A 20,464-nucleotide genomic window follows, 5' to 3' on the forward strand; every position below is an offset into this window, starting at 1 on the left:
TTCTTTTCTTGACTCCAGCGCTTCACGGTCGTAGCAAAGACTTCTGCGGCCTTTAGGACTTTCCGGTGAACAATCGTAAAAAATGTATTCGCCCGTCTTTTTATCATGACTAACAACATCCGGTTCACCGCCAGTCCTTTCCATTTCGTTGATTGACCACAGTTTTTCTGGATTCGCTTCCAGCTTTGCTTGTGTGTTAACCCATTCAAGACCTTTGTGGCGGTTCATGTTTTTCTCGAAACGGGCTTTCAATGCTGCGAGCAGTTCTTTACGTTGTTCTGGTGGCAACTCCTTTTTATTCCTCTTAAGTGGTTGGTGCATTCTTTTGCGGGACATTGTTTTTGCGACCAGTCGATTCACGACTTTTGAGCCGCCTGAGGTGGCAAGTTAGGCGTTTCAACCCCGAACTGCCTGGCGTACTCCGCGTGCAGCCGCTGCCAGCCGGGGAACTTCATGGCCTCGGGACCGACGATCCGGCCGATGGGAGTTCCGCTGAGAAGGTGATCCAGAACATCGAAGCAAATGTGCCACCCGGCAGCGCCCATTGCGATGAAGCGGTGACCGATATTGGTCCACAGCGTCAGGCGCGTGCCGCCACTTAAGGCTTCGAGTTGCCACCGCATATCGAAACCGCCCCACTTGTACTCGAGCACCTCGGGAGCGTCGGCTCGCGTCACTTTTGTTTCGGTAATGTGCGGCGTGGGGGCTCCCACCGTGGTGAGCTTCACCGTGGTTCCAACCGTACCCAGGCTCCCATCGGCGTCGAAAGGTGCCCACTCGCGTAGATGCGCCGGGTCGGTAAGCGCCTGCCAGACTTTTTCCGGCGACTGTCGCAGTTCTCTGACGAGAATGAGCGTCCACTTGTCTTCACCGTTTTGTCCCCGGTCCTTTCGTACCTGCGCTCCGCTGGCCGGACTCGGTGTGTACTGCTCGCGATCGGTCATCTTCTTCTCGTTGTCTTTCTTTTCGTTAGTGTCGATTGATCCATGCGATCGAGGTGGCGTTCGAGAGCATCTACGCGAGCGGACCAGAACCGGCGGAACGGAGCCAGCCAGGCTTCCACCTCCTGAAGAGGTTCAGGTTTCAGCCGGTAGAGACGGCGCTGTGCGTCCACCGTGGATTCTACGAAACCGGCCTCGCGCAGCACTCGCAGGTGCTTTGACACGGTCGGCTGCGGCATACGAAGCTGACGCTCGATCTCTCCCACCGACTGTTGTGACGAGACCAGGAGGCCCAATATCGCGCGGCGATTCGGCTCCGCAATGATTTCGAATACAGATTCCACTCTCTTAATATACTCCACAGAGCATATACGTGTCAAGGTATATAAAGGCAGGCGGCCAGGCGGCGGTTTCAGTCGGCTTGCGGGGATGCGCCGTGCGATGCGTTTTTAGCGGGTGCGATTCAGAGCGCATCTTTTCGATCCGATCATTGCAAAGCGGAACGACGAAGGCGGGTAAAGTAAACCTAATGGAGTCGATAGATTTAATGAATTTGACGATACCAACCCAGCCCTGTAATTTGGAACTTGTTTAAATCAACGAAGGTCAGGCAGCTCAAAGCCCCGACCCACTGGACCTCCAAAAACCATGGCAAAATACAAACTCGAATATATCTGGCTTGACGGCAAGACTCCCGTTCCCGACCTGCGCGGCAAGACTCTGCTGAAGGCCTTTGACCATCCACCCACTCTTGCTGATGTACCCAATTGGGGTTTTGACGGCAGCTCTACCATGCAGGCCGAGGGCAAAAGCTCTGACTGCGTGCTAAAACCTGTGGCTCTGTATCCTGATGGAAGCCGCAAAGACGCTTATATCGTTCTTAGTGAAGTCATGCACCCGGATGGCACCCCGCATTCCACCAATGCACGCGCTACCATCGAGAATGACCCTGACTTGTGGATTGGTTTTGAGCAGGAGTACTTCCTCTACAAAGATGGGCGTCCTCTGGGCTTCCCGGAAGAAGGCTACCCTGGCCCGCAAGGCCCATACTACTGCGGCGTTGGCTACAAATACATGGGCAGCGTGGCCCGTCAAATCGTCGAGGAACATCTGGAACTCTGTCTCCACGCCGGCATCAATCATGAAGGCATCAACGCTGAAGTCGCTAAAGGCCAGTGGGAATTTCAGATCTTTGCCAAGGGCTCTGCCAAAGCCGCCGATGATACCTGGACCGCTCGCTATTTGATGATGCGTCTCTGTGAGAAATACGAAGTGGATATGGTGTTGTATTGCAAACCCATCAAAGGCGACTGGAATGGGTCTGGCATGCACTGCAACTTCTCGAATAAATACCTCCGCGAAGTCGGCGGCAAGGAATACTTTGAGGCCGTCATGAAGGCGTTCTCCGACAACATCGCGGCCCACATCGGTGTGTATGGCCCAGATAACCATCTGCGTTTGACAGGCCACCACGAAACGCAAGCCATTGACAAGTTCAGCTATGGTCTCTCTGATCGTGGTGCTTCGATCCGGATGCCTGTTCACTTTATCAAGAACGGGTACAAGGGCTATCTGGAAGATCGCCGCCCGAACGCCGAAGGTGATCCATACCAGATCGTCTCGCGCATTCTGAAGACGATCAATAGCGTCCCGAAGCCTGGGGTACGACAGGCCGTAGGCGTCGGAGGCGTGTTAGCCGAGTAACGAGTGCGGCCATTCGACTGGTCGTTTAACTCCCGATTAAGTCAGATAACCAGACAAGTTCCCTCCGGCCGCCAATATGCTACAGGCCCAATTCAGGAGGGAACTTGATCTGTGGCAGGTTGCCACGAAATCTCCGAGAGAAGCTCTAAGATCGTCCCCTTGGGCACGCCATTTTTTCTAAGGGCTCCGCAACACAGCAAGCCTCGAAATCATCAGGCGTACGTGACAGGTGCGTTCTCAGTTGCCTTTGACTGTCTTTCGCAGCGGGTTGTTGTAGATCTCAATCTGTAGAGCCCGAATTTCCTCCGCGTAAGGAGCGAGGGCCTTGGCTCCAAGCGAGCTAAGGGCCTTCTTTTCCGAGACGCTCAAGCCCCCGCCGGCCTGTGGCGGGTTCTCGTCATCCGGGGCCGGCAGGATACTTTCGACCGCTTCCTTGGCGTTACTGTAGCTTGCGACGTTCTGCTCTTCGGCAACGATATCGTCGAGCTGGCTGGTCAACCGGATCGCTCGGAAGATCGTGTTCTTTTGGTCCTCGGTGAGCTCGCTGGACTGCGCCGTATGCACGTTGGGAATGCGACTGAAGGCATCAACCGTGGCGAGGTCATCGGGCAGCGGATTTTTAACACGGGCAGCTGTCGCCCGCATGACCTGGAGATAGGTGTTGACGTCTTTGTCCGTGACCTTTGTGGTCTCGCCCGTTTCTCCCGAGGAGCCCCTGTGGCTGCGCATCTCTTGAATCACGATAAAGAGAACCACGCCCACGGCTATCCCAATCAGTCTTTTCCCAAGTCTTCCCATCTTGCCTCCTGAAGGAACAAATGGTCTTAGCGCTTCTGAACGCAATAATATATATGTTTTGAAGTCCTAAAAAGGGAGATTCTCAAAACGAATCGAAACACCGATTCTCCATCAACTGACCACAAAATTCCTGAAGATCGGTAAAAGACTTTAAAAATAATAAGGTGTTAATGGTGTTTTGGAATGTCTGAAATTTCCCCGGGGGTTTGCTCCGCCGCTATATCGTTGCGGGCAAGAAGGAACGATGGAAGTTTGCACCAAAAATCGCGCGCATTTTATATCATCATTATTAAAAGATTGTTAAAAAACGTGCTTTTAAGCGTGAACTATTCCCAAACTCTCTCTTTAATCCCACTTCAGGAATCAAAAGTTTCAACCCGCGACATTTCGGCAACCAAGAGTATTTTTCTTATTGTTTTGCAATTCATCATGCTAAACTCTTCTGCTGTCTTCACTGGTAATCGTTAAAAATAAAATTCATGAAAGGATCCTTAAATGAGATTCCTTAAGACTTTAAGTTTTCTGATACTGTTTTCAACTTTAACCTTCGCGCAGGCTGCTGCTCCGAAGGCTGCATCGCCTTCAGCCTCCGATTCCACGGTGGCCGATGAGCTCAAGAAAATGCAGGATGCTCTGGCTGCGCAGCAAAAACAAATCATGCTCCAGCAGCAGGAAATTGAAGCTTTGCGGGGCCAACTTGCCACCAACAGTGAAGCGCATGTGGTGGATGCCTCCATGCACTCCCTGGAACCGGCGGATGCAAACGCCGTAGCCGTGGCGCAGGGTTCGCAGCTTACCGAGCCCGAGAAGCCCAAGGAGTCGCCGCTCTCTTTCCGTATTGGCGCCGCCCAGTTCACCCCCGGCGGATTCGTGGATTTCACCACGGTCTTCCGTAGCACCAACACGGGCAACCCCATCGGCACGAATTTTAACGCCATACCCTACAGCAACACCATAGTGGGTCACCTGACCGAACTCCGCATGACGGCGCAGCACTCTCGCCTGAGCTTGAAAATGAATACCAAGTATGGCGAGAACAACATCACGGGTTACGTCGAGGCCGACTTCAATGGCAACGACGCAGCCAACACGTTTGTCAGCAGCAACAGCCACACCAATCGCCTGCGTCTTTATTGGGTAGATTTGAAACGCGGCAAGTGGGAATTTCTGGGCGGCCAATCGTGGAGCTTGCTGACGCCGAATCGCGTCGGCATATCGCCCGATCCTGGGGATGTCTTTAACACCCGCAATATGGATCCTAACTACCAGGTTGGCTTGCAATGGGCCCGTCAGGCTGGCTTCCGCATCGGCTACCATCCCGATGAACATTGGGCGTTGGCTCTAGGCGTTGAGAATCCAGAGCAATATGTCGGCGCCGGCGAAGTAATTTTCCCCTTCCAGTTTAATGCTCAACTGGGGGTACAGTTCGACGCCGCCAATAACACTGGCACACCCAACGTGCACCCCGACATCATTCCCAAGATCACCTATGACAACAACTTTGCGGGAGACAGGCATTTCCACGGCGAGGTGGCCGGATTGCTGACTACGGTAAAAATTGCCACTGTGGGTCAATTTGGTATTCCTACTCATTCCACAACCGGCGGCGGCGGGTCCGGTTCTCTTAACGTAGATCTGTTCAAGCAGCTTAAGTTTATAGGAAGCGCCTTCTACAGCTATGGCGGTGGCCGCTACATCTTCGGACTGGGACCGCAGGCTGTCGTCCGTCCGATCGCCACGGGTAATGTAGTGGTTCCATTTGATACGCGGATCTCTCTGGTGCACGCCGGCGGGACCGTTTTTGGGTTCGAAGCTCCTATCAACAAGAGCATCACACTGGCCGGGTACTACGGCGGAGCTTACTTTCAGCGTAACAGCTTTCCCGACATCACAAGTCCGATCGTCCTGGGGTTCCCAATTTCTTGCAACGGTCTGCATGGTACCTTGCAAAACAAGCCTTGCATTGGGTTTGGTGGAGGCAACAGCCCCAACAGCGCGAATCGCGCCCTGCAGGAAGGCACCTTCGATTGGATCCAGACCTTTTTCAAGGACCCGCAGCATGGAACGCTGCAGTTGATCATGCAGTACTCCTATGTGACGCGCAGCCCGTGGTTCGTAGCTGCCGGAGCGCCCAAGAACGCGCACCTCAGCATGGCCTATGTGAACCTGCGTTACATACTGCCCTAGTCTTGCTCACCCTTCTGAGCTCTTGGAGCGCCGGTTTTTCCGGCGCTCTTTTTTTGTGGCAGCTAAAAATAAAAGCCCAGGGTGGGAAACCAGATTCAAGTATGCCGAGCGAAGCTCGCCCTGAGCGGGGCCAAAGGGGAAGGATCTTGGGATTGCTCTTGGTTTGATGGTTCGAGGGGTGATGCCAATAGGGCGAAATGACTTTCTAAAATGACTCAATGACCCGATGACCCAATCTCCAATTCTTCTCCGCGTCTCTGCGCCTCCGCGGTAAACAATTATTTCTGCGAATCACACCTTGCTCAGCCCCTGCTCCAGATCAGCGATCAGGTCATCTACATGCTCAATGCCGACCGAAAGCCGCAGCAGGCCCTCGGGCGTGCCGAAGTTCGGGGGCTCGACCGAGGCGCGATGCTCGATGGTGCTTTCCGTCCCTCCCAGGCTGCTGGCCCGCCGGATAATACGAAGCCCCGTGGTTGCGCGAATCGCCTGTTCGCGTCCGCCGCGTACCAGGAACGAAAGCAAACCGCCGAACTGCTTCATCTGCTTTCTAGCAATGTCGTGGCCGGGGTGCGTCTCGAGTCCGGGATAAAGGGATTTCTCCACCGCCGGATGGCCGGCCAGAAATTTGGCAATCGCCAGGGCGTTTTCTGCCTGGGTGCGCACCCGCAAACTCATAGTGCGGATTCCGCGATGCAGAAGCCAGCAATCAAACGGAGAGGGGACCGCCCCGCCCGCGCTCTGGATCATGCGGATCTTCTGGAAGAAAGCATCGTCCTCACGGCTGACAATTGCGCCGCCCAGTACGTCGCTGTGTCCGCAAAGATATTTGGTCGTGGAGTGCATCACCATGTCGGCGCCCAGCTCGAAGCATCGCTGCAGAATCGGAGTGCCGACGGTGTTATCGCAAAGCAGGCGCGCTCCCGACGAGTGGGCAAGTTTGGCAACTTCAGCAATATCGCTCACCCGCATTTGCGGGTTCGAAGGTGTTTCCAGCCAGATGAGTTTGGTCGTGGGCCGGATAGCGCTGCGTAGCAACCCGAGATCGCTGGTGTTAACCAGACTGCACTCCAGCCCCCACGGCTTCATCACATCCAGCAGGAGCTTGGTGGTGCCATAAAAGCCCTCTGTGGCGATGACATGATCGCCCGGCGCAAGCGCCTGAAACACCGCCAGCGTCGCCGCTGAGCCGGAAGCGAATGCCGCTGCTGCCTTACCGCCTTCCAGCTCAACCAGCGCGCGCTCCAGCGCCCGCCGGTTGGGATTCGAGGCGCGCGTATAGATGTGTCCGTGCTTGTAGCTGCAATCTTCTGCGCGTTCAAAAATTGTGGAGAGGGTTATCGCCGGAACGATAGGTTCATTTTCATTCGGCGTTAAACTGTGGCCTGCGTGTACGGTCAAAGTCTCAATTTTCATAGTAGTTTCCCACTGAATTTCAGATTTACGATTTTCGATTTGAGATTTATCGATGAAATGTTAAAAATCATCTGGAATCAAAAAATCGTAAATCGTAAACCATAAATTCAGGATTGTTTCTCGCTCGTAATCGCCTGCTCCAGCATCTCCACGCGATAGCCTGCGTCTTCGGCCACGCGCATCCGGGTTTGAATCTGTTTTTGCAACAAGGATAATTTTTCCAGATCAAGCGGCTGCGTCTTGGCGATCTCGAGCAGTGCGCGTAAATTCATCCACCACAGCAAGCGTTCGAATTGCTCTTTTACCAGGTAGCTTACTTCTTCGTGTTTGTGTACGCCGATGGCCCAGGCAACATCGGGATCATGCACCCAACTGAAGGGCGCAGTGGAAAGAGAGCTATGCGCAAAAGAGGCACGCAGCCGCGCTGCTGCCCGCCAGCGTTCTTCATCCACCTGGCCGCTCGAGGCGAAGGCTTCGCCCAGGGGATCCCGCAGCCGCAAGGCGTCAAAGAGCCGGGTGGAAGCGGCTTCATGCTGCAGCGGATTCTGCAGATGGCCCAGCGCATCCACCGCACACCAAGCTAAAATTGTGCTCCAAATCGCAATGGCTTTTTGATGCGGGATATCGCCAACCGGCAGAATAGCGGCGGCTTCCCCGATCCACGCAGGAAGATCGTCTATTTCTTGATGCAAGGTTGCCAGCCGCATCGCGGCAAAGAGCTGTACGACGAAAATTTGTTCGGCGGCATCGCGGTCTCCAATCCACTTCTCCTCCGGCATCAAGCCGGCAGATTTTCCTGCGCCACTCGAAACATAGCGCTGGCTTTCAGCCAGCAGAATCCCGGCGCGGTGCATGGCCGTATCCACTACAGACAGGATGCGGGCCTTGGTTGCAGTGCTTTCAGGTGCAGCCGCACAATCGGCCAGGGCCTCAGCCAGTGCGGGATCCACCACTGCCCGCAAAGCATCGTGCACCGGCTTGAGCTGGAGCTCCCGCAAAGCGTCTTCTAAGCTGGAAACACCACGTCCGGCCAGCGTGTCGCACAAGAGTCCCCAGGGATGCGTACCGTCATCTCTTAAATCGCGCCACTCCAGAAACACGTGGCACTGATAGGCGTGCAACTCGACACATAATCCCCGCTCGACAAGATCGCGGGCACGCTGTAAGTAGGCGAGCCCGGTAAGCGCATCGCGATAGGTCACAAGCATGGAGTGGTCCGTCGAGAGTGCAAAAGACTCACCCAGCGTTCGTTGCCGCAGATGACTGCCGCCATGCGACTTCTCGGCATAGGCACAGGACGAGCGAATCCAGCCACGGGTATTGGCGTAGCGGTTGTGATAAACCACCAGCACGCGCTCCTCGCCTTCGCGGTTGGAATAGGCAAACACATTTTCGTTAACGTGACCGTCGTCAGTGAAGAAGTCGTAAAGCAGGAACTCGTGCACCTCGGCGAAAAGGTGCCGCCGATGCAGCAGAGGTACGATTTCCCTTTCGTGCCGCGACACCAGCCACGGGTCGGGTTTCTCGTCGTAGTAAGCGCGGCGGTACTCCATGCCATATCTTTCGCTGTATCCCTCAATCTGGCCATGCCCGAACATGGGTAGCCCCGGTAAGGTCACCATCATGGTGCAGATACCGAAGTACTTGTCGCCTTTCCCGAATTGGTCCACGGCTGTGCGTTCATCGGGGTTGTTCATGAAGTTGACGTAACGCTTAAGAACGTCGGGATCAAACGTCAGCGTATTTTTGATCACCGTGCGGTAATTGGAATTTTCCTCGTCGCGCAGCATGTTCATGAAGGCGCTGTTGTAGACGCGGTGCATCCCCAGCGTTCGGACAAAATAGCCTTCCATGAACCAGAAGGCCTCAGCCAGCAGCAAAGTGTCCGGGACCTCGGCGGCTACGCGGTCTACAACTTCTCTCCAGAACTCCACAGGCATGGCGGCGTCAAAGGCGGCTTTGGTCAATCCATGTTCGGCACGGGAAGGAATCGCTCCGCCCGTTCCCGGTTCGGGAAACCACAGCCGCTGGTAGTGGCGCTTGGCCAGGGTCATGGCCGCGTCGAAGCGGATAATGGGAAACATCCGCGCGACGTGCAAGATGGTCTGGATCACCGCCTCACGAACCTCCGCATTCAGGTAATTCAACTGGGCTGTGTCGTTCCAGGGGAAGCTGGTGCCATCGTTTCCGTGGTAGATGTACTGTGTATTTCCCGTCCAGCGGTCTACGCGCCGAAAGACAACGGCGGCGTCGCTGCGATTGAAGTAATGATCTTCAACCTTGATCTCCACGCGGCCATCACTCGAGAGATCGGGCCCATTGAAGCTGTAAGAAGGGAACGGACTGTAGGGCAGCGAGAGAAACCAATCCGGATGCTCGATCACCCACCGCGAATCAATCCCCATATGGTTCGGCACCATATCGCTGGCGAGGCGAATGCCCCGCGCCCACGCCCGGTTCCGCAGATTGACGTAGGCGGCCTCTCCGCCCAGGTCTTCGGCAATGTTGTATTCGCGCAGCGAATAAGCCGATGCCACGGCTTCAGGATTGCCACAGAGCTGCTTGATGCGTTGCGATGCCTGGCTGCGCTCCCAGACTCCGATGAGCCAAAGGCCGTTGAATCCGCGGCGCGCAAGCAAATCCAGCTCCTCGTCAGGAATCTGGTCGAGTTTGTGCACATGGCGTTTATGGGCTTTGGAGATCTGGTCGAGCCACACATAAGCGCTCTTGGCCATCATCACCGTGCGCGGCATCCAGTGCTGGTCAGGACTGAAGCGCTCGTATTCTTGCTCAGCGCCGCGAAAATGCGGGATCGCGGCCGCGCTCGAATCGCCAAAGGTTGGCCCGCCGCCGAAGTGCTGCTGGTCAGGAGGATGAAAGCGCATCCAGATCGCCAGCTCTTCTTCTTTCAGCACATCGAGCGCCGTCAGCATTTTTTGTATGAAGTCGCCCAGCAAGCCGGACCACTTGTCCCGAATGAAAGCCAACTGCCCTTCCAGCGAATCGGGTGAAGCCAGCGCCGGTGCGCGCAGCATATCTACCAGGTTCTGGTTTTCCGGACCAAAGCGCGGACGCGTCTCAAAGTAATCGCGCAGCGCGGCAGTAATTTTTGGATAAGTGCTCTTCGTCGAGAGCTCTTTATCGTCGAACAACTCCTTGAATTTCTTGAACCCCGGATTGAGGTTGGCCAGCCATAGCATCATCAACTCTTCGAGCGTCACAGCACGATGCGGCACGCCTGCCGTAGAAGCGGCGAGCCAATCCGCCGCTGTTTGTTGACCACGGTAAACTGCAACCGAAGGAAAATGTTCGACAAAGGCCAGCAGGGTACGGTCCAGGGATTCGTCGCCCAGCCGCGAACCGAACCAGGCCAGCGCCTCCACCATCACCTGCGGATCGCGTTGCTGGCGATAAAGCGCCGCCACGGCGTGCAGGGCTTCATCAATCAGCGCCATGGCATTGAGCGCTGCGGGATACACCGCGCGCTCGGGATGGTGCTCCACGTCGCGCGCCAGGTTTATGCGGTGAGCAAACTCGCGGCTTGCCTTCAGATTGGCAAAGATCACGTTGCCGGTCAGGGTGAACAGAACGTCGTCAAAGCCATAGCGGTCACGGGCTGCGCGCGAAACATGAAATTCGAATGTCGGGCTCTTTTTCATCCCTCGTAATAGTACTATTTAGCGGCTTCAGGTGTGCGATGCGGAGGTCAGCATTAGCGTTGTTCTTACCAGCGTTTTTCTGGGCCGCGTCCCAGCGATTGATGATGATTCAGTTGCAGCGTTTGCTCCGCGCCAGCGAATCGGCCCTGCCCCACACATGCTGGCAGCGTTTTAATATCCAAGGTCGCTTTGTAGCGAGAATCAGGATGGAGCCGGAATTCACGCTCGCGTTCAGGGCAGCTTCTTAATACTTTTGCGGAACTTTGCTATCTCATCCGCGTGTTTGTCAGCCATCCCGGGAGCGGCAAAAAGAAGATAAATTACCGGCTTCTTTGCGGTTATGAGATCCACCGTCCACTCGATGGTTGTTCCCTCCACTTCTCCAGTGCCGGACTCGCTCGTGACGGGCATTCCATTCAAAATATCTTTCTTGGCTGGTTTGGTGACCTTCTGGTTCTTTATGGTCTTTTCCAGCTCAGGGCGAAGGCTTTTGAGCGCATCGTCGCCGGTCATACTCTCAAGAGCCCACAAGACCACGCTCACGGAAGAGTCCGGGGAGGTAATTGTCAAAGTGCTATCTTCGGGCTGGGCCGTCCATCCGGCAGGAAGTTCGAATTGAATCCCGGCGTCGGTATTTTTGAAGACTTTAGGAGAGACAGCTTCTTCTGTCGCAGCCCAACTGCCCGCCTGCGGAAGTGTCGAAATGGCCACAAGAGGAGCCAAGGCAAGTGGCGCGCCGACTGCGCCACTACAGGCTGTCGACAGAAAAAGAGCTATTCCTAGGCGCTTCACGTGGGTTCGACCTTAATGAGAATTTACTTGTTTGGCCCCAAAGAGACGATCATTGTACACCCCTGGCTTGCTTTAAACCTCAGGGGCTAAAAGTCTGAGCAATTTAAAGGCCTTAAGGCACGAAGAGTAAGCTGGAAAATAGACCGCGAGCCCCGGAGGGGCGACACGCGTCTTTTGATCAGGGTAAGTTGCAGAAGATCGAAGCTAAGAGCTAAAAGCTATTTTTCCGCATTCTGCTGCGATGGTTGCTGTGCGGTTTCAGGTTCTGGCTGTGCGCCCTTGCCAATGGGCAGCTCTGCAAGTCCGCCCATGATGCTGCGCTCGTTATCGTTGAACATGCTCTTGAAGCGCTCGGAGTTGAGCACCTGCTCGCGTTGCTGCGGGTCCATTTGCCGCAGGTTGCGCAGCGCCAGTTGCATCATCTTGCGCCGGTTTTCCGGAATGTCGCGCAGCCTTCCCTGCAAATTCCGCGCCTGCTGTTGCTGCTGCGGAGTCAGACTATCGAATTCCTTCATGCGTTGAATGACGCGTTCTTTCTGCTCTGGCGGCAGCTTATTAAATTCCGTTAAGCGGTTCTGCAATTGCTGCTTCTGCTCCGGAGACAGCTTCTGGAATTGCGAATCGTGATTAAGCGCCTTCTGCTGCTCCACCGGACTCAAGTCTTTATGCTGGTGAAGCCACTCGCCCACCCGTGGGTTGGCGGGCCGGACGTTCTGTATTCTGGGCTGGTTGCGCGGCGGATCGCTGGGATGAGGCCCCTTGGAACCGGCATAGGCAAACGAGCATGCCAGCACAACGCATGCCAGCATCACCGAAATTGCCCTTCTGCGAATCACGTTACCTTATGGGTTCCGATCCTGTTGCTGTTGTTGCTGCTGTTGGGGTTCATCGTCATACAGCAGATCGAAGTTATTATAAACATCCGCATTTTTGTCGAGCGCCTGCAAATCAGAGACCGCCGCGCTGTCGTTGACTTGGACCGTCGGCGGCACTGCTTGATACACCATCACACCGGCTGCGATGGCGAAAGAAAGCGCTGCAGCCATCACCGGCTGCCAGCGTACATGCAGCCAGCCCGCCTTGAGCCAGCCAAAATCGTTGCGTTGCTGTAAGGTCTTTTCTTCGCGCAGACGTGCCTGCAAACGGACGTCAAAATACGGTGAGGGCTCCGGCGCGCTCCAACCATCCAGCAGAGCCATGGTTTGGCGCAGCGATTTTACCTCGGCCGCGCAGGCCGCACACTCTTCCACGTGGCGCGCGGCATTTTGATCTACCGTGGCGCCGGGCGTCACCAGATCGAAAATTTGTTCACGGACATCTTTACAATTCATACCAACCTCACAGCAAGTCCTTCAATTTCTCGCGCAACGTCTCGTAGGCCCGAAACAGCAGTGACTTGGTTGCTGATTCACTCATCTTTAGAACGTTGGAAATCTCCCGATAATCCATCTCCTGATACTTATGCATGAGAACCGCCAGCCGTTGCCTTTCCGGCAGGGCCTCCACGTGGCTCCGTATCTTCTGCATGCGCTCACGTTGCACCAGCTCTTCTTCTATCGTGCAATGGTTGTCAGCCACGTCGAGCGACCGGCCACTTTCCTCGTCAGGCTCATCCAGACTGACGCTGACCTCGGCCCGCTCGGCCTTGGTGTCACGCAGGTGGTTCAGCGCCAGGTTGGTTGCGATCCGGTATAACCAGGTGCTGAACTTGGCCTCGGCCGCATAACTCTGCCGTGAGCGATAAACCCGCAGAAAGACCTCTTGTGCCAGCTCCTCCGCCACAGATTGGTTCCGCGCCATGCGGAACATGAAACCGATCATCGAGCGTCGGAATTTCTGTACCAGGTAATCGAAGGCGCTATCATCGCCGGCCTTCACTCGCAGCATGATCTCGGAGTCGGAAAGCTCGACGATGACTCCCGGCGCGAGCGTCAGGGCTGCCTCGCCGGAAGGCGCTTGATTTGTCGTGCCTCCCAGGCCAGCAAAACCGGCTTGTTTCAGCGCAACGCTGCTCACACCCGAGTTAACCCCGCTGGAGCCGGAAAGTTGCGCGGAATCAGCGGCTTTGGCCCGCGTGGAAGAGGCTAGCGGGTCTGCCACAGGAGGCCGGGATTCGGAACCAGAAGGCATAAAAAAGAACTGACCAGAAATTGTAGTACATATGGCCCGTTTTTACGCAAAATACAGAATTTGAAAGGCTTGTATGCCCTTCTTATCAGGGGGCTTAACAGCTTTATATTTCAAGACTTAGAGGACCTTTACAATCAGAGGACGTTGCAGCGTAGTCTTTAACATGAAAGCATCGCAATCCGCGAAAATCTGTGAAATCCGCAGTGGGTTCCTTGGAGCTTGGAGCTTAGAGCTTGGAGCTGTCTTTTAATGCGGTTTGGGCGAGCGCCTCTGCACCAGCACGGTCGAGTTACTAATGGCAAAGTTGAAATCGCCTCCATAAGCCGCAGTGACCTGGTGGTTGCCAATCGTCCATTGATTGGTCGTGTAGGTGGCGATTCCCCCTCCGTTCAACGGCGCAGTACCCATTTGCCTTGCGCCGTCCCAGAAAGTCACTGTTCCCGTCGGCGTTCCCGTGGATGTGACCGTCGCCGTCAGAGTCACATATTGTCTGAATGACGACGGGTTCAAAGATGAGACCACGACCGTAGTCGTAGACGTCTTCGGATTTACTTGCTGAGGCACGACCGGCGAAGTGTTCCCCAGGAAGCTTGAGTCGCCCGCGTAGCTTGCCGTCATCGGATGGCTTCCCAGCGCCAGCGCCGAAGTAGAGAACGTGGCAACTCCGCTGCCATTCAGCGTGCCCGATCCTAATTTGGCGGCGCCATCGAGGAACAATACGCTACCGGTAGGAAACACGCCGCCGAGCTGTCCCAGGGTGGCGGTGAAGGTCACCGAATTCCCCAGCAACGATGGATTCGCTGAGGAGCCCAGGCTCACTGTAGGCGTCCCCTTGCTTACCATCTGGGTGATGGACGCCGATGTGCTGCCCGTGAAATTGCCGTCGCCGCCGTAAACCGCCGTGATGCTATGACTGGCAACGCTGAGGTTTGAAGTTGAGAACGTGGCCGTGCCGCCGCTGACCGCTCCTGTTCCCAGCGTAGCCGCGCCGTCTTTAAAGGTGACCGTACCCGTCGGAGTTCCGGCTCCCGTCGCCACGGTTATCGTGGCCGTGAAGGTCACGGAAGTTCCAAGGATTGAGGGTGATCCTGAAGTGCCCACGCCAGTCGTGGTCGTCCCTTGGCTTACATTTTGAGTAATAGATCCGGACGTACTGCCAACAAAGCTGCCATCGCCTGCGTAAACCGCGGTAATGCTATGGGCGCCGACAGCTAATGCAGCCGTGGAGAACGTGGCGTGTCCGGCGCCGTTGAGCGCTCCCGTTCCCAGCGTGGAAACGCCGTCCATGAAGGTAACGGTGCCCGTCGGAGTTCCCGCCCCAGTGGCCACTACGATGGTTGCCGTAAACGTCACCGAGTTTCCGAAGATCGAGGGTGACCCGTTGGTCGCTACGCTGCTGGTGGTGGTTCCCTTGTTCACGTTTTGATCAATCGGTCCCGAGGTGCTGCCGCTGAAATCAGTGTCGCCGTTGTAGGTGGCGGTGATCGGATGGCTGCCCACAGACAGGGCCGATGTGGGGAATGTCGCTGTGGTGCCGCTCAGCGCTACCGTCCCACCTCCGATCGGAACGCCGTTGTCATTGAAAGTAACGGTCCCCGTAGGCGTGCCTGCTCCGGGCGAATTCACCGATACATTGGCGGTGAACGTCACAGAAGTTCCAAAGATGGAGGGCGTTCCTGAAGTGCCCACGGTGGTGATCGTCCCTCCCTGGTTCACAGTTTGGGTAAACACTCCTGAAGTGCTGCCGTTAAAGGTAGCGTCACCGCCGTAAACCGCGGTAATGCTATGGGAGCCGACCGCCAGCCCTGCAGTGGAAAGCGTCGCCACGCCGCCACTGAGCGTTCCCGGCCCCAACGGAGTAACCCCATCGAAGAAGTTGACCGTGCCCGTGGGCGTTCCCGCTCCCGGGGAATTGACGTTTACCGTGGCCGTGAAGGTGACGAGCTGTCCAAACACGGAAGGGTTCATCGGGTTGGTGACAATCGTGGTTGTGTCCGCCTTGTCCACCACCTGGTTCAGCACGGCCGACGTGCAACTGGCAAACGTAATGTTACCCGGATAGTTCACCGTAATGGGATGAGAGCCTATCGAAAAAGTAGAATCGGTTTCCGTAGTCTGGCCAGAGCCGTCCAGATTTCTGATGCCAAAATTCGAGATTCCATCCAGGAAATTCAACGGTGGCGGGCTGAAAGGAGTACCGCTCCCTGAGCTGACCGCGCCCGTAATGATCACGGGCTGCCCAAAGACAGAAGGATTAAAGTCGGAAGAAGCGGCGCAGTTCGTCCCCGCCGGGCAATCGGTCTCGATGTTCAGGGTCCAGCCGGTATCAAGTGAGCTGGCTCCCGCGTTGAATTGCGTTATCGCATACAGGTTCCAATCCCCGTTGCCGTCAATTCCGTTGAAGACAGAAGCCAGCGTAGCGCTTCCATCAGGAACTGGCTCGGTATAAGGGCCAGCTACGCCGGAGAATGTAGGCGCCGTTCCGGATACGCTTTTCTTATTGCTTGTAGGCCGGTAGAGTCCAGCCGCGAAATTAGGGGTAGCAAACGAAAACGCCGGCAACTGCGCAGAGACCGCGTCATCCAGCGTGATGAACGGCACGTTTGCTGATGAGCTTGTGCATCCGCCTGATTCGGACTCGAGCACTAGATTCTGTCCCTGCGGACCTACCAGCAGGAACGCTGGGTCTGCCTGGCATACGCTGGTAAAACTGTTTAAGGTCACGGTCACTTTTGTCACATGCCCAGGCAGGCCGGCGACCGTGATCTTCGATGGATAATTTGCTCCATGGCCGCTGTTGGGAATTGCGATTGCCGTGGAATTAGTAAAGGCGAACTGCGGCGTAATGTTCAGGCTCCAGCCACCGGTAAATTTGCCGCTATCAACCCCCGGCCCGAGTTGCGGTTGATAGAGCACATAAAGGTTCCAGGTTCCATTCGGGTCGGTTCCATTAAAGACATTGGCGAAAGTCGCCGTACCGTCATTGGCAACTAATTGCGTTGCGGTATAGGTGGGGCCTCCAGGCGCCGGGGCTTGGAAAATTGGCTGGGTTGAAAAAGCCGAGACCACATAGCTTGATGGCCTGTAAGTCCCCGAGTTGAGGGGGTTGGGAAATTGCGGCAGTGGTGTGGCCGCCGAATCGTCGAGTGTCAATGTGACATTGTTAGTTGCCGCCGAACATGGGCCAACCAGCGAATAGGGGATCACAAATTGGCCATGGGGCCCTTGCAGTAAAAGCGCCAGGTCTGCAGCACAGTTAGTATCAGAATATCCGCTCAAGGTCAGCGTCAGTTTGCCAATGGTCCCCGTCATGCCCGAGACCGTAATGGGTGAGGGATAAAGAGATGTAGTTGCTGTCGTTCCATTGGTACTGAAGTTGACCTGCGTAGGATTAGAAAACGTTCTGCTAGCCGCGGGGCACGGCGGTCTTACGGAGACGACCGCACTGCCCTGAATGGAACTTGTGACCGTATCGGTGGCTGTTACAGTTTGGCTGCCGATGGAGTTCAGGGTGATGCTGAAGTTGTGCGCTCCGTTGTCGCCAGTTACAAAAGTGTAATCGGCCGGCAGGACTGCGCCGCCATCCGAACTGGTAAAGTGCACCGTGCCGGTATAAGCCGTACCCGAAGTCGTGGCTTGATTGTCAAATTGATCCAGCGCCGTTACCGTGATGTTAAACGGCAAGCCTACGAATGCGCCGGGAGGCGCACTCACACTGAAGTGGTGGGCGGGGCCGGGATTGACCGTAATGCCGTTGGAAGTGCCTGTGATGGAGCTGCTGAGAGTGTCCGTAGCCGTGACCGTCTCAGTGCCTGCAGTTCTCAGAATCACGCCGGTGAAGGTGCGCGCCCCGCTCACAAGTGTGTTGTTGCCCGGCAGGGTCGCGCTAGGGTCCGTGACGCTGGTAAGGTGCACCGTCCCGCCATAACTTGGTGTGGTGTTTCCAAACGCATCTTTGGCGGTGACAGTAACATTAAAGCTCGCCCCCGCAGTGACCGGGTTTGCCGATGGAACCACCGTGAATGTTGATGTTGCCGCCGGACTTACGTTGATAAACGCAGTGCCACTGGAACTGACGCCGCTGGCGTTTGCAGTGAGGCTCCGAGAACCTGCCGTCCGCAAGGTTATGCTGAAAACGCGTGAACCGTTAATCAAAGTATTGCTGGGCAGCGTCGCCGCTCCATCGCTGCTGGTAAAGCTGACCGTGTTGCCAAAGCCAGTGGCAACATTCCCGAATTGGTCAAACGCCGTAACCGTTACGTTAAATGCAACCCCTGCCGTGGCGCTTCCGGGTACGCCGCTCAGTACCAGATGGGTCGCCGCCGCCGGGTTCACGGTCACCGATCCGGTCATGAAACCGCAGTGCGGATCGCAATAATAGTTGTAAGTACCGGCGGCGGTGAACGTATGTCCAAAGGTGCCACTGGTCTTGGTGGCGCCTGAGTTGAATATGAAGTCTGGACTGCAGCTTGAACCCGAAACTACGTTATGGGCAAGAGAAGTAGTACCGCCGCCCGCCCACGACCACGTGACGGTTTGTCCGGCGGTGATGGTGATCGCATTCGAACTGAAGAAGCTGTCGTTCACAGTGACCGTCTGCCCTACCGCCGCCAGCGGCAGCAGGCAGAACAGGAAACCTATCGCGACACCTTGCCTTAAAGTCCACCCTTGGTAAGCAATGCCCTGCCGCTTGCGGCGCAGGGTGGGAGCCCCGGCTTTTAAGCCGGGGGAAGAGGTAAAAACCTGTCGGGCTTTAGCCCCGGCGTTTGGGAATAAGACATTCGTTATGCGTAGAAAGAAGCAGAGAACCGGCGCAAACCAGCGCCCTGTGAGCAAGCGCATTGACCCTGGGAAGGCAGTCACGAGCTCTTCGTCCTCCGTAATGGGGAAGTACAAACGATGTTCGGGGAGGTCATTAAGTCTACCCCCTTTGTCCCAAAACGGCAAGAAAATCCCAAAAATGGCAAGAAAAAACCAAGAAACGACCGTTCACTCCTTAATCGTGGTCTGTTAAGCAATTTCGTTACAACCGAAGAATCTTTACAGCGCGTGCGGCTTAATCCTACATAGACGGCCGGGTGGGGTTTCATCTTGGAGCGAATCGGATTGGCGCCTGAAGTTGCACCTACAAGACCCCCCCGCCCTAAAAAGCTGGGGACGGCGCAACCCTCGGGTTTTCGTCATCACGGTATCACTCTGATATCAAAACATTGATTTCCTGGAAACTGCAGGTCATCATGGAGAAGCAGTTGCCAAGCACCGCTTACCGGTCCACGGCACGCCGGGACAGGTTGCAGGTGAAAAGCAACCGCAAAAGAACGAAGTTACGCATTCCAGAATGCGGGGCTTTGGCCCTTACGGTCTTTGAAAAATTCGTCGTCGGTAGATCGGGAGCATGAGCTTTGGGCGTCCTTGGCGCTTGGCTTGCCCCGGCTGGCCGGTGGGAGCTCGCAACTCGGAGCTGTTTTTCACTACTCAGCTCCAGTCGTAAGAAATTGATTGCTAAGGGTTTAGCGCTGCATTCACTACTCTAAGTAATGGGGGGCCTGCATGGAACAAGGGTTTCAAAACCGTACTCGGTGGTTGGTACTCAATCATGAAACAGCTCTGCCCTAGCCATACCGGACGCGCACTGAAGAATCTCCCTTAGAGCTTGGCCTGCCCCGGCTGGCAGTTGGAGCTTGCAACTTGGAGCTGTTTTTAACTACCAGCTAGTCCCTCATGCGGAGTTGATCTTCGCCAATAATGACAAGGGTCAGACGCGATTTGAAACACTCCAAACACCTGCTAGCAAGTGGGGTTGGGGGTCGCCCACAATCTTCCGAAAATCCGCATTGATCTGCGGCGAAGAGCTTTTGCGGTTGCTTTTACTGAGTACTGACAACTGAGTACTGTATTACTACGCTTTTCGCGCCGGTGTTGCCGCCAGCTTTTCGATGGGTGGATAAGAAGCTGGGGCGGCCAGAGTTCGCTCGGCGGGTTGCGACTTGCTTTCAATCGCTTTGACCATCAGTTCGAGGGCAATCCCCGAAGTGGGCGGATTGACCACCGACGCCGCCAGCAACCCCTTGCGCACCCACTCCTGTCCCGCTCCCGGACAGTAATCGCAACCAATATAGGGCAGACCGGCCCAGCGCTCGCGCTCTGCGCCGCGCGTCTCAGCTTCAAACGCCTTTCTTGCGCCTATGGCCATGTCGTCATTTTGTGCGGCTACCAAATTCACCGGGGTCTTGTGCGAAGTGCTTAACTGAAGCCATCGGCTCACGGCGTTATATCCGCTTTGCTCGCTCCAATTGCCGATCAGTGTCCTCACTTGCACGTTGGCTGGCTTGGTGGATTGCATCTCGCTTAAGCGCAACTGTGCAATGGAGCTGACGCTGGGGCCAAGCAGGTATAAAACCAGGCCGCCCTGAGGAAGCATTGCGCCCATCTGCCGTCCCTGCAGCCGCCCGATCTCCGCGTTATCGGTACCGACGGAAAAAATTGGGGAGTTATAGCTCTTACGCAACTCCGCTGTGTATTCGCATTCACGATTCAGCACCGCCCATCCAATGCCGGCGGCAGCGGCCTGCCGCGCCACTTGCAGCAGGGTTGTCCCCACCGGGTAACAAACGATTCCGTCCGGACGGGAATCCTTGGCAGGCAAGTGAATGGCGTTCAGCAGTTGTTCGCTGAGCGAAATCGCATCATTGTTTGCGTACAGGATTTCTACGTCAATCCCAAGCCGCTGGGCGGTATCCCGGGCAAAGGATTCCTGCAGCTTCTGATAATGATTTTCCGTCGTCAAAAGCGAAACCAGAAATCTGAGTTTTTTCATGGTTGCAACCACATCAAGAC

At 55.7% G+C, this 20,464-nt stretch carries 14 protein-coding genes; 2 read left to right on the forward strand and 12 right to left on the reverse strand.

What is annotated here, in order from left to right:
- From VK738_11355 to VK738_11365, 3 genes are all read right to left on the reverse strand, one after another.
- Positions 1-360: DUF4256 domain-containing protein (locus VK738_11355; GenBank protein ID HTD23245.1), on the reverse strand; the 360-nt coding region annotated here is incomplete at its 3' end.
- Positions 357-944, reverse strand: a complete 588-nt coding sequence (locus VK738_11360) for an SRPBCC domain-containing protein (GenBank protein HTD23246.1) — start codon at positions 942-944, stop codon at positions 357-359. The genes VK738_11355 and VK738_11360, both read right to left, overlap by 4 nt.
- A complete protein-coding gene (locus VK738_11365) occupies positions 941-1,285 on the reverse strand; it encodes a metalloregulator ArsR/SmtB family transcription factor (protein ID HTD23247.1) in 345 nt (114 codons plus the stop codon). The genes VK738_11360 and VK738_11365 overlap by 4 nt, the downstream gene beginning before the upstream one ends.
- Before the next feature lie 304 nt (positions 1,286-1,589).
- Between VK738_11365 and VK738_11370 the strand changes: the two genes are divergently transcribed.
- Positions 1,590-2,645, forward strand: a complete 1,056-nt coding sequence (locus tag VK738_11370) for a hypothetical protein (protein HTD23248.1) — start codon at positions 1,590-1,592, stop codon at positions 2,643-2,645.
- Positions 2,646-2,882: 237 nt separating this feature from the next.
- On the opposite strand, the gene VK738_11375 is transcribed toward VK738_11370, so the two are convergent.
- Complete coding sequence (locus VK738_11375) at positions 2,883-3,443, reverse strand: hypothetical protein (protein ID HTD23249.1); 561 nt, start codon at positions 3,441-3,443, stop codon at positions 2,883-2,885.
- A 495-nt stretch (positions 3,444-3,938) separates the two neighbouring features.
- Between VK738_11375 and VK738_11380 the strand changes: the two genes are divergently transcribed.
- Positions 3,939-5,630 carry a hypothetical protein gene (locus tag VK738_11380; protein ID HTD23250.1) on the forward strand — a complete coding sequence of 564 codons (1,692 nt, stop codon included), beginning with the start codon at positions 3,939-3,941 and terminating at the stop codon, positions 5,628-5,630.
- A 291-nt stretch (positions 5,631-5,921) separates the two neighbouring features.
- Here the strand turns inward: VK738_11380 and VK738_11385 are convergent, their stop codons facing one another.
- From VK738_11385 to VK738_11420, 8 genes are all read right to left on the reverse strand, one after another.
- Positions 5,922-7,046 (reverse strand): aminotransferase class I/II-fold pyridoxal phosphate-dependent enzyme, encoded by a 1,125-nt coding sequence (locus tag VK738_11385; protein HTD23251.1) that lies wholly within the window; start codon positions 7,044-7,046, stop codon positions 5,922-5,924.
- Positions 7,047-7,153: 107 nt separating this feature from the next.
- A complete protein-coding gene (locus tag VK738_11390) occupies positions 7,154-10,705 on the reverse strand; it encodes an alpha-amylase family glycosyl hydrolase (protein HTD23252.1) in 3,552 nt (1,183 codons plus the stop codon).
- A gap of 231 nt (positions 10,706-10,936) precedes the next feature.
- On the reverse strand, positions 10,937-11,416 hold the full coding sequence (locus tag VK738_11395) for a hypothetical protein (GenBank protein HTD23253.1): 480 nt from the start codon (positions 11,414-11,416) through the stop codon (positions 10,937-10,939).
- Between the two features lie 299 nt (positions 11,417-11,715).
- Entirely contained in the window at positions 11,716-12,333 is a 618-nt protein-coding gene (locus VK738_11400) for a DUF3106 domain-containing protein (protein ID HTD23254.1), read from the reverse strand.
- A gap of 6 nt (positions 12,334-12,339) precedes the next feature.
- The gene (locus VK738_11405) at positions 12,340-12,828 is read right to left on the reverse strand and encodes a hypothetical protein (GenBank protein ID HTD23255.1); all 489 of its coding nucleotides are present in this window, start codon (positions 12,826-12,828) and stop codon (positions 12,340-12,342) included.
- Between the two features lie 7 nt (positions 12,829-12,835).
- Positions 12,836-13,597 (reverse strand): sigma-70 family RNA polymerase sigma factor, encoded by a 762-nt coding sequence (locus VK738_11410; protein HTD23256.1) that lies wholly within the window; start codon positions 13,595-13,597, stop codon positions 12,836-12,838.
- Positions 13,598-13,873: 276 nt separating this feature from the next.
- Entirely contained in the window at positions 13,874-18,469 is a 4,596-nt protein-coding gene (locus tag VK738_11415) for an Ig-like domain repeat protein (protein HTD23257.1), read from the reverse strand.
- A gap of 1,057 nt (positions 18,470-19,526) precedes the next feature.
- The gene (locus VK738_11420) at positions 19,527-20,444 is read right to left on the reverse strand and encodes a substrate-binding domain-containing protein (GenBank protein HTD23258.1); all 918 of its coding nucleotides are present in this window, start codon (positions 20,442-20,444) and stop codon (positions 19,527-19,529) included.
- Positions 20,445-20,464 lie beyond the last annotated feature (20 nt).

The organism is Terriglobales bacterium, from assembly GCA_035487355.1.
Lineage (GTDB): Bacteria > Acidobacteriota > Terriglobia > Terriglobales > Acidobacteriaceae > QIAW01.

Coding starts and splice junctions, on each gene's coding strand:
- VK738_11360 (HTD23246.1), bottom strand. CDS start 944: ATGACCGATCGCGAGCAGTACACACCGAGTCCGGCCAGCGGAGCGCAG.
- VK738_11370 (HTD23248.1), top strand. CDS start 1,590: ATGGCAAAATACAAACTCGAATATATCTGGCTTGACGGCAAGACTCCC.
- VK738_11375 (HTD23249.1), bottom strand. CDS start 3,443: ATGGGAAGACTTGGGAAAAGACTGATTGGGATAGCCGTGGGCGTGGTT.
- VK738_11380 (HTD23250.1), top strand. CDS start 3,939: ATGAGATTCCTTAAGACTTTAAGTTTTCTGATACTGTTTTCAACTTTA.
- VK738_11385 (HTD23251.1), bottom strand. CDS start 7,046: ATGAAAATTGAGACTTTGACCGTACACGCAGGCCACAGTTTAACGCCG.
- VK738_11390 (HTD23252.1), bottom strand. CDS start 10,705: ATGAAAAAGAGCCCGACATTCGAATTTCATGTTTCGCGCGCAGCCCGT.
- VK738_11405 (HTD23255.1), bottom strand. CDS start 12,828: ATGAATTGTAAAGATGTCCGTGAACAAATTTTCGATCTGGTGACGCCC.
- VK738_11415 (HTD23257.1), bottom strand. CDS start 18,469: ATGCGCTTGCTCACAGGGCGCTGGTTTGCGCCGGTTCTCTGCTTCTTT.
- VK738_11420 (HTD23258.1), bottom strand. CDS start 20,444: ATGAAAAAACTCAGATTTCTGGTTTCGCTTTTGACGACGGAAAATCAT.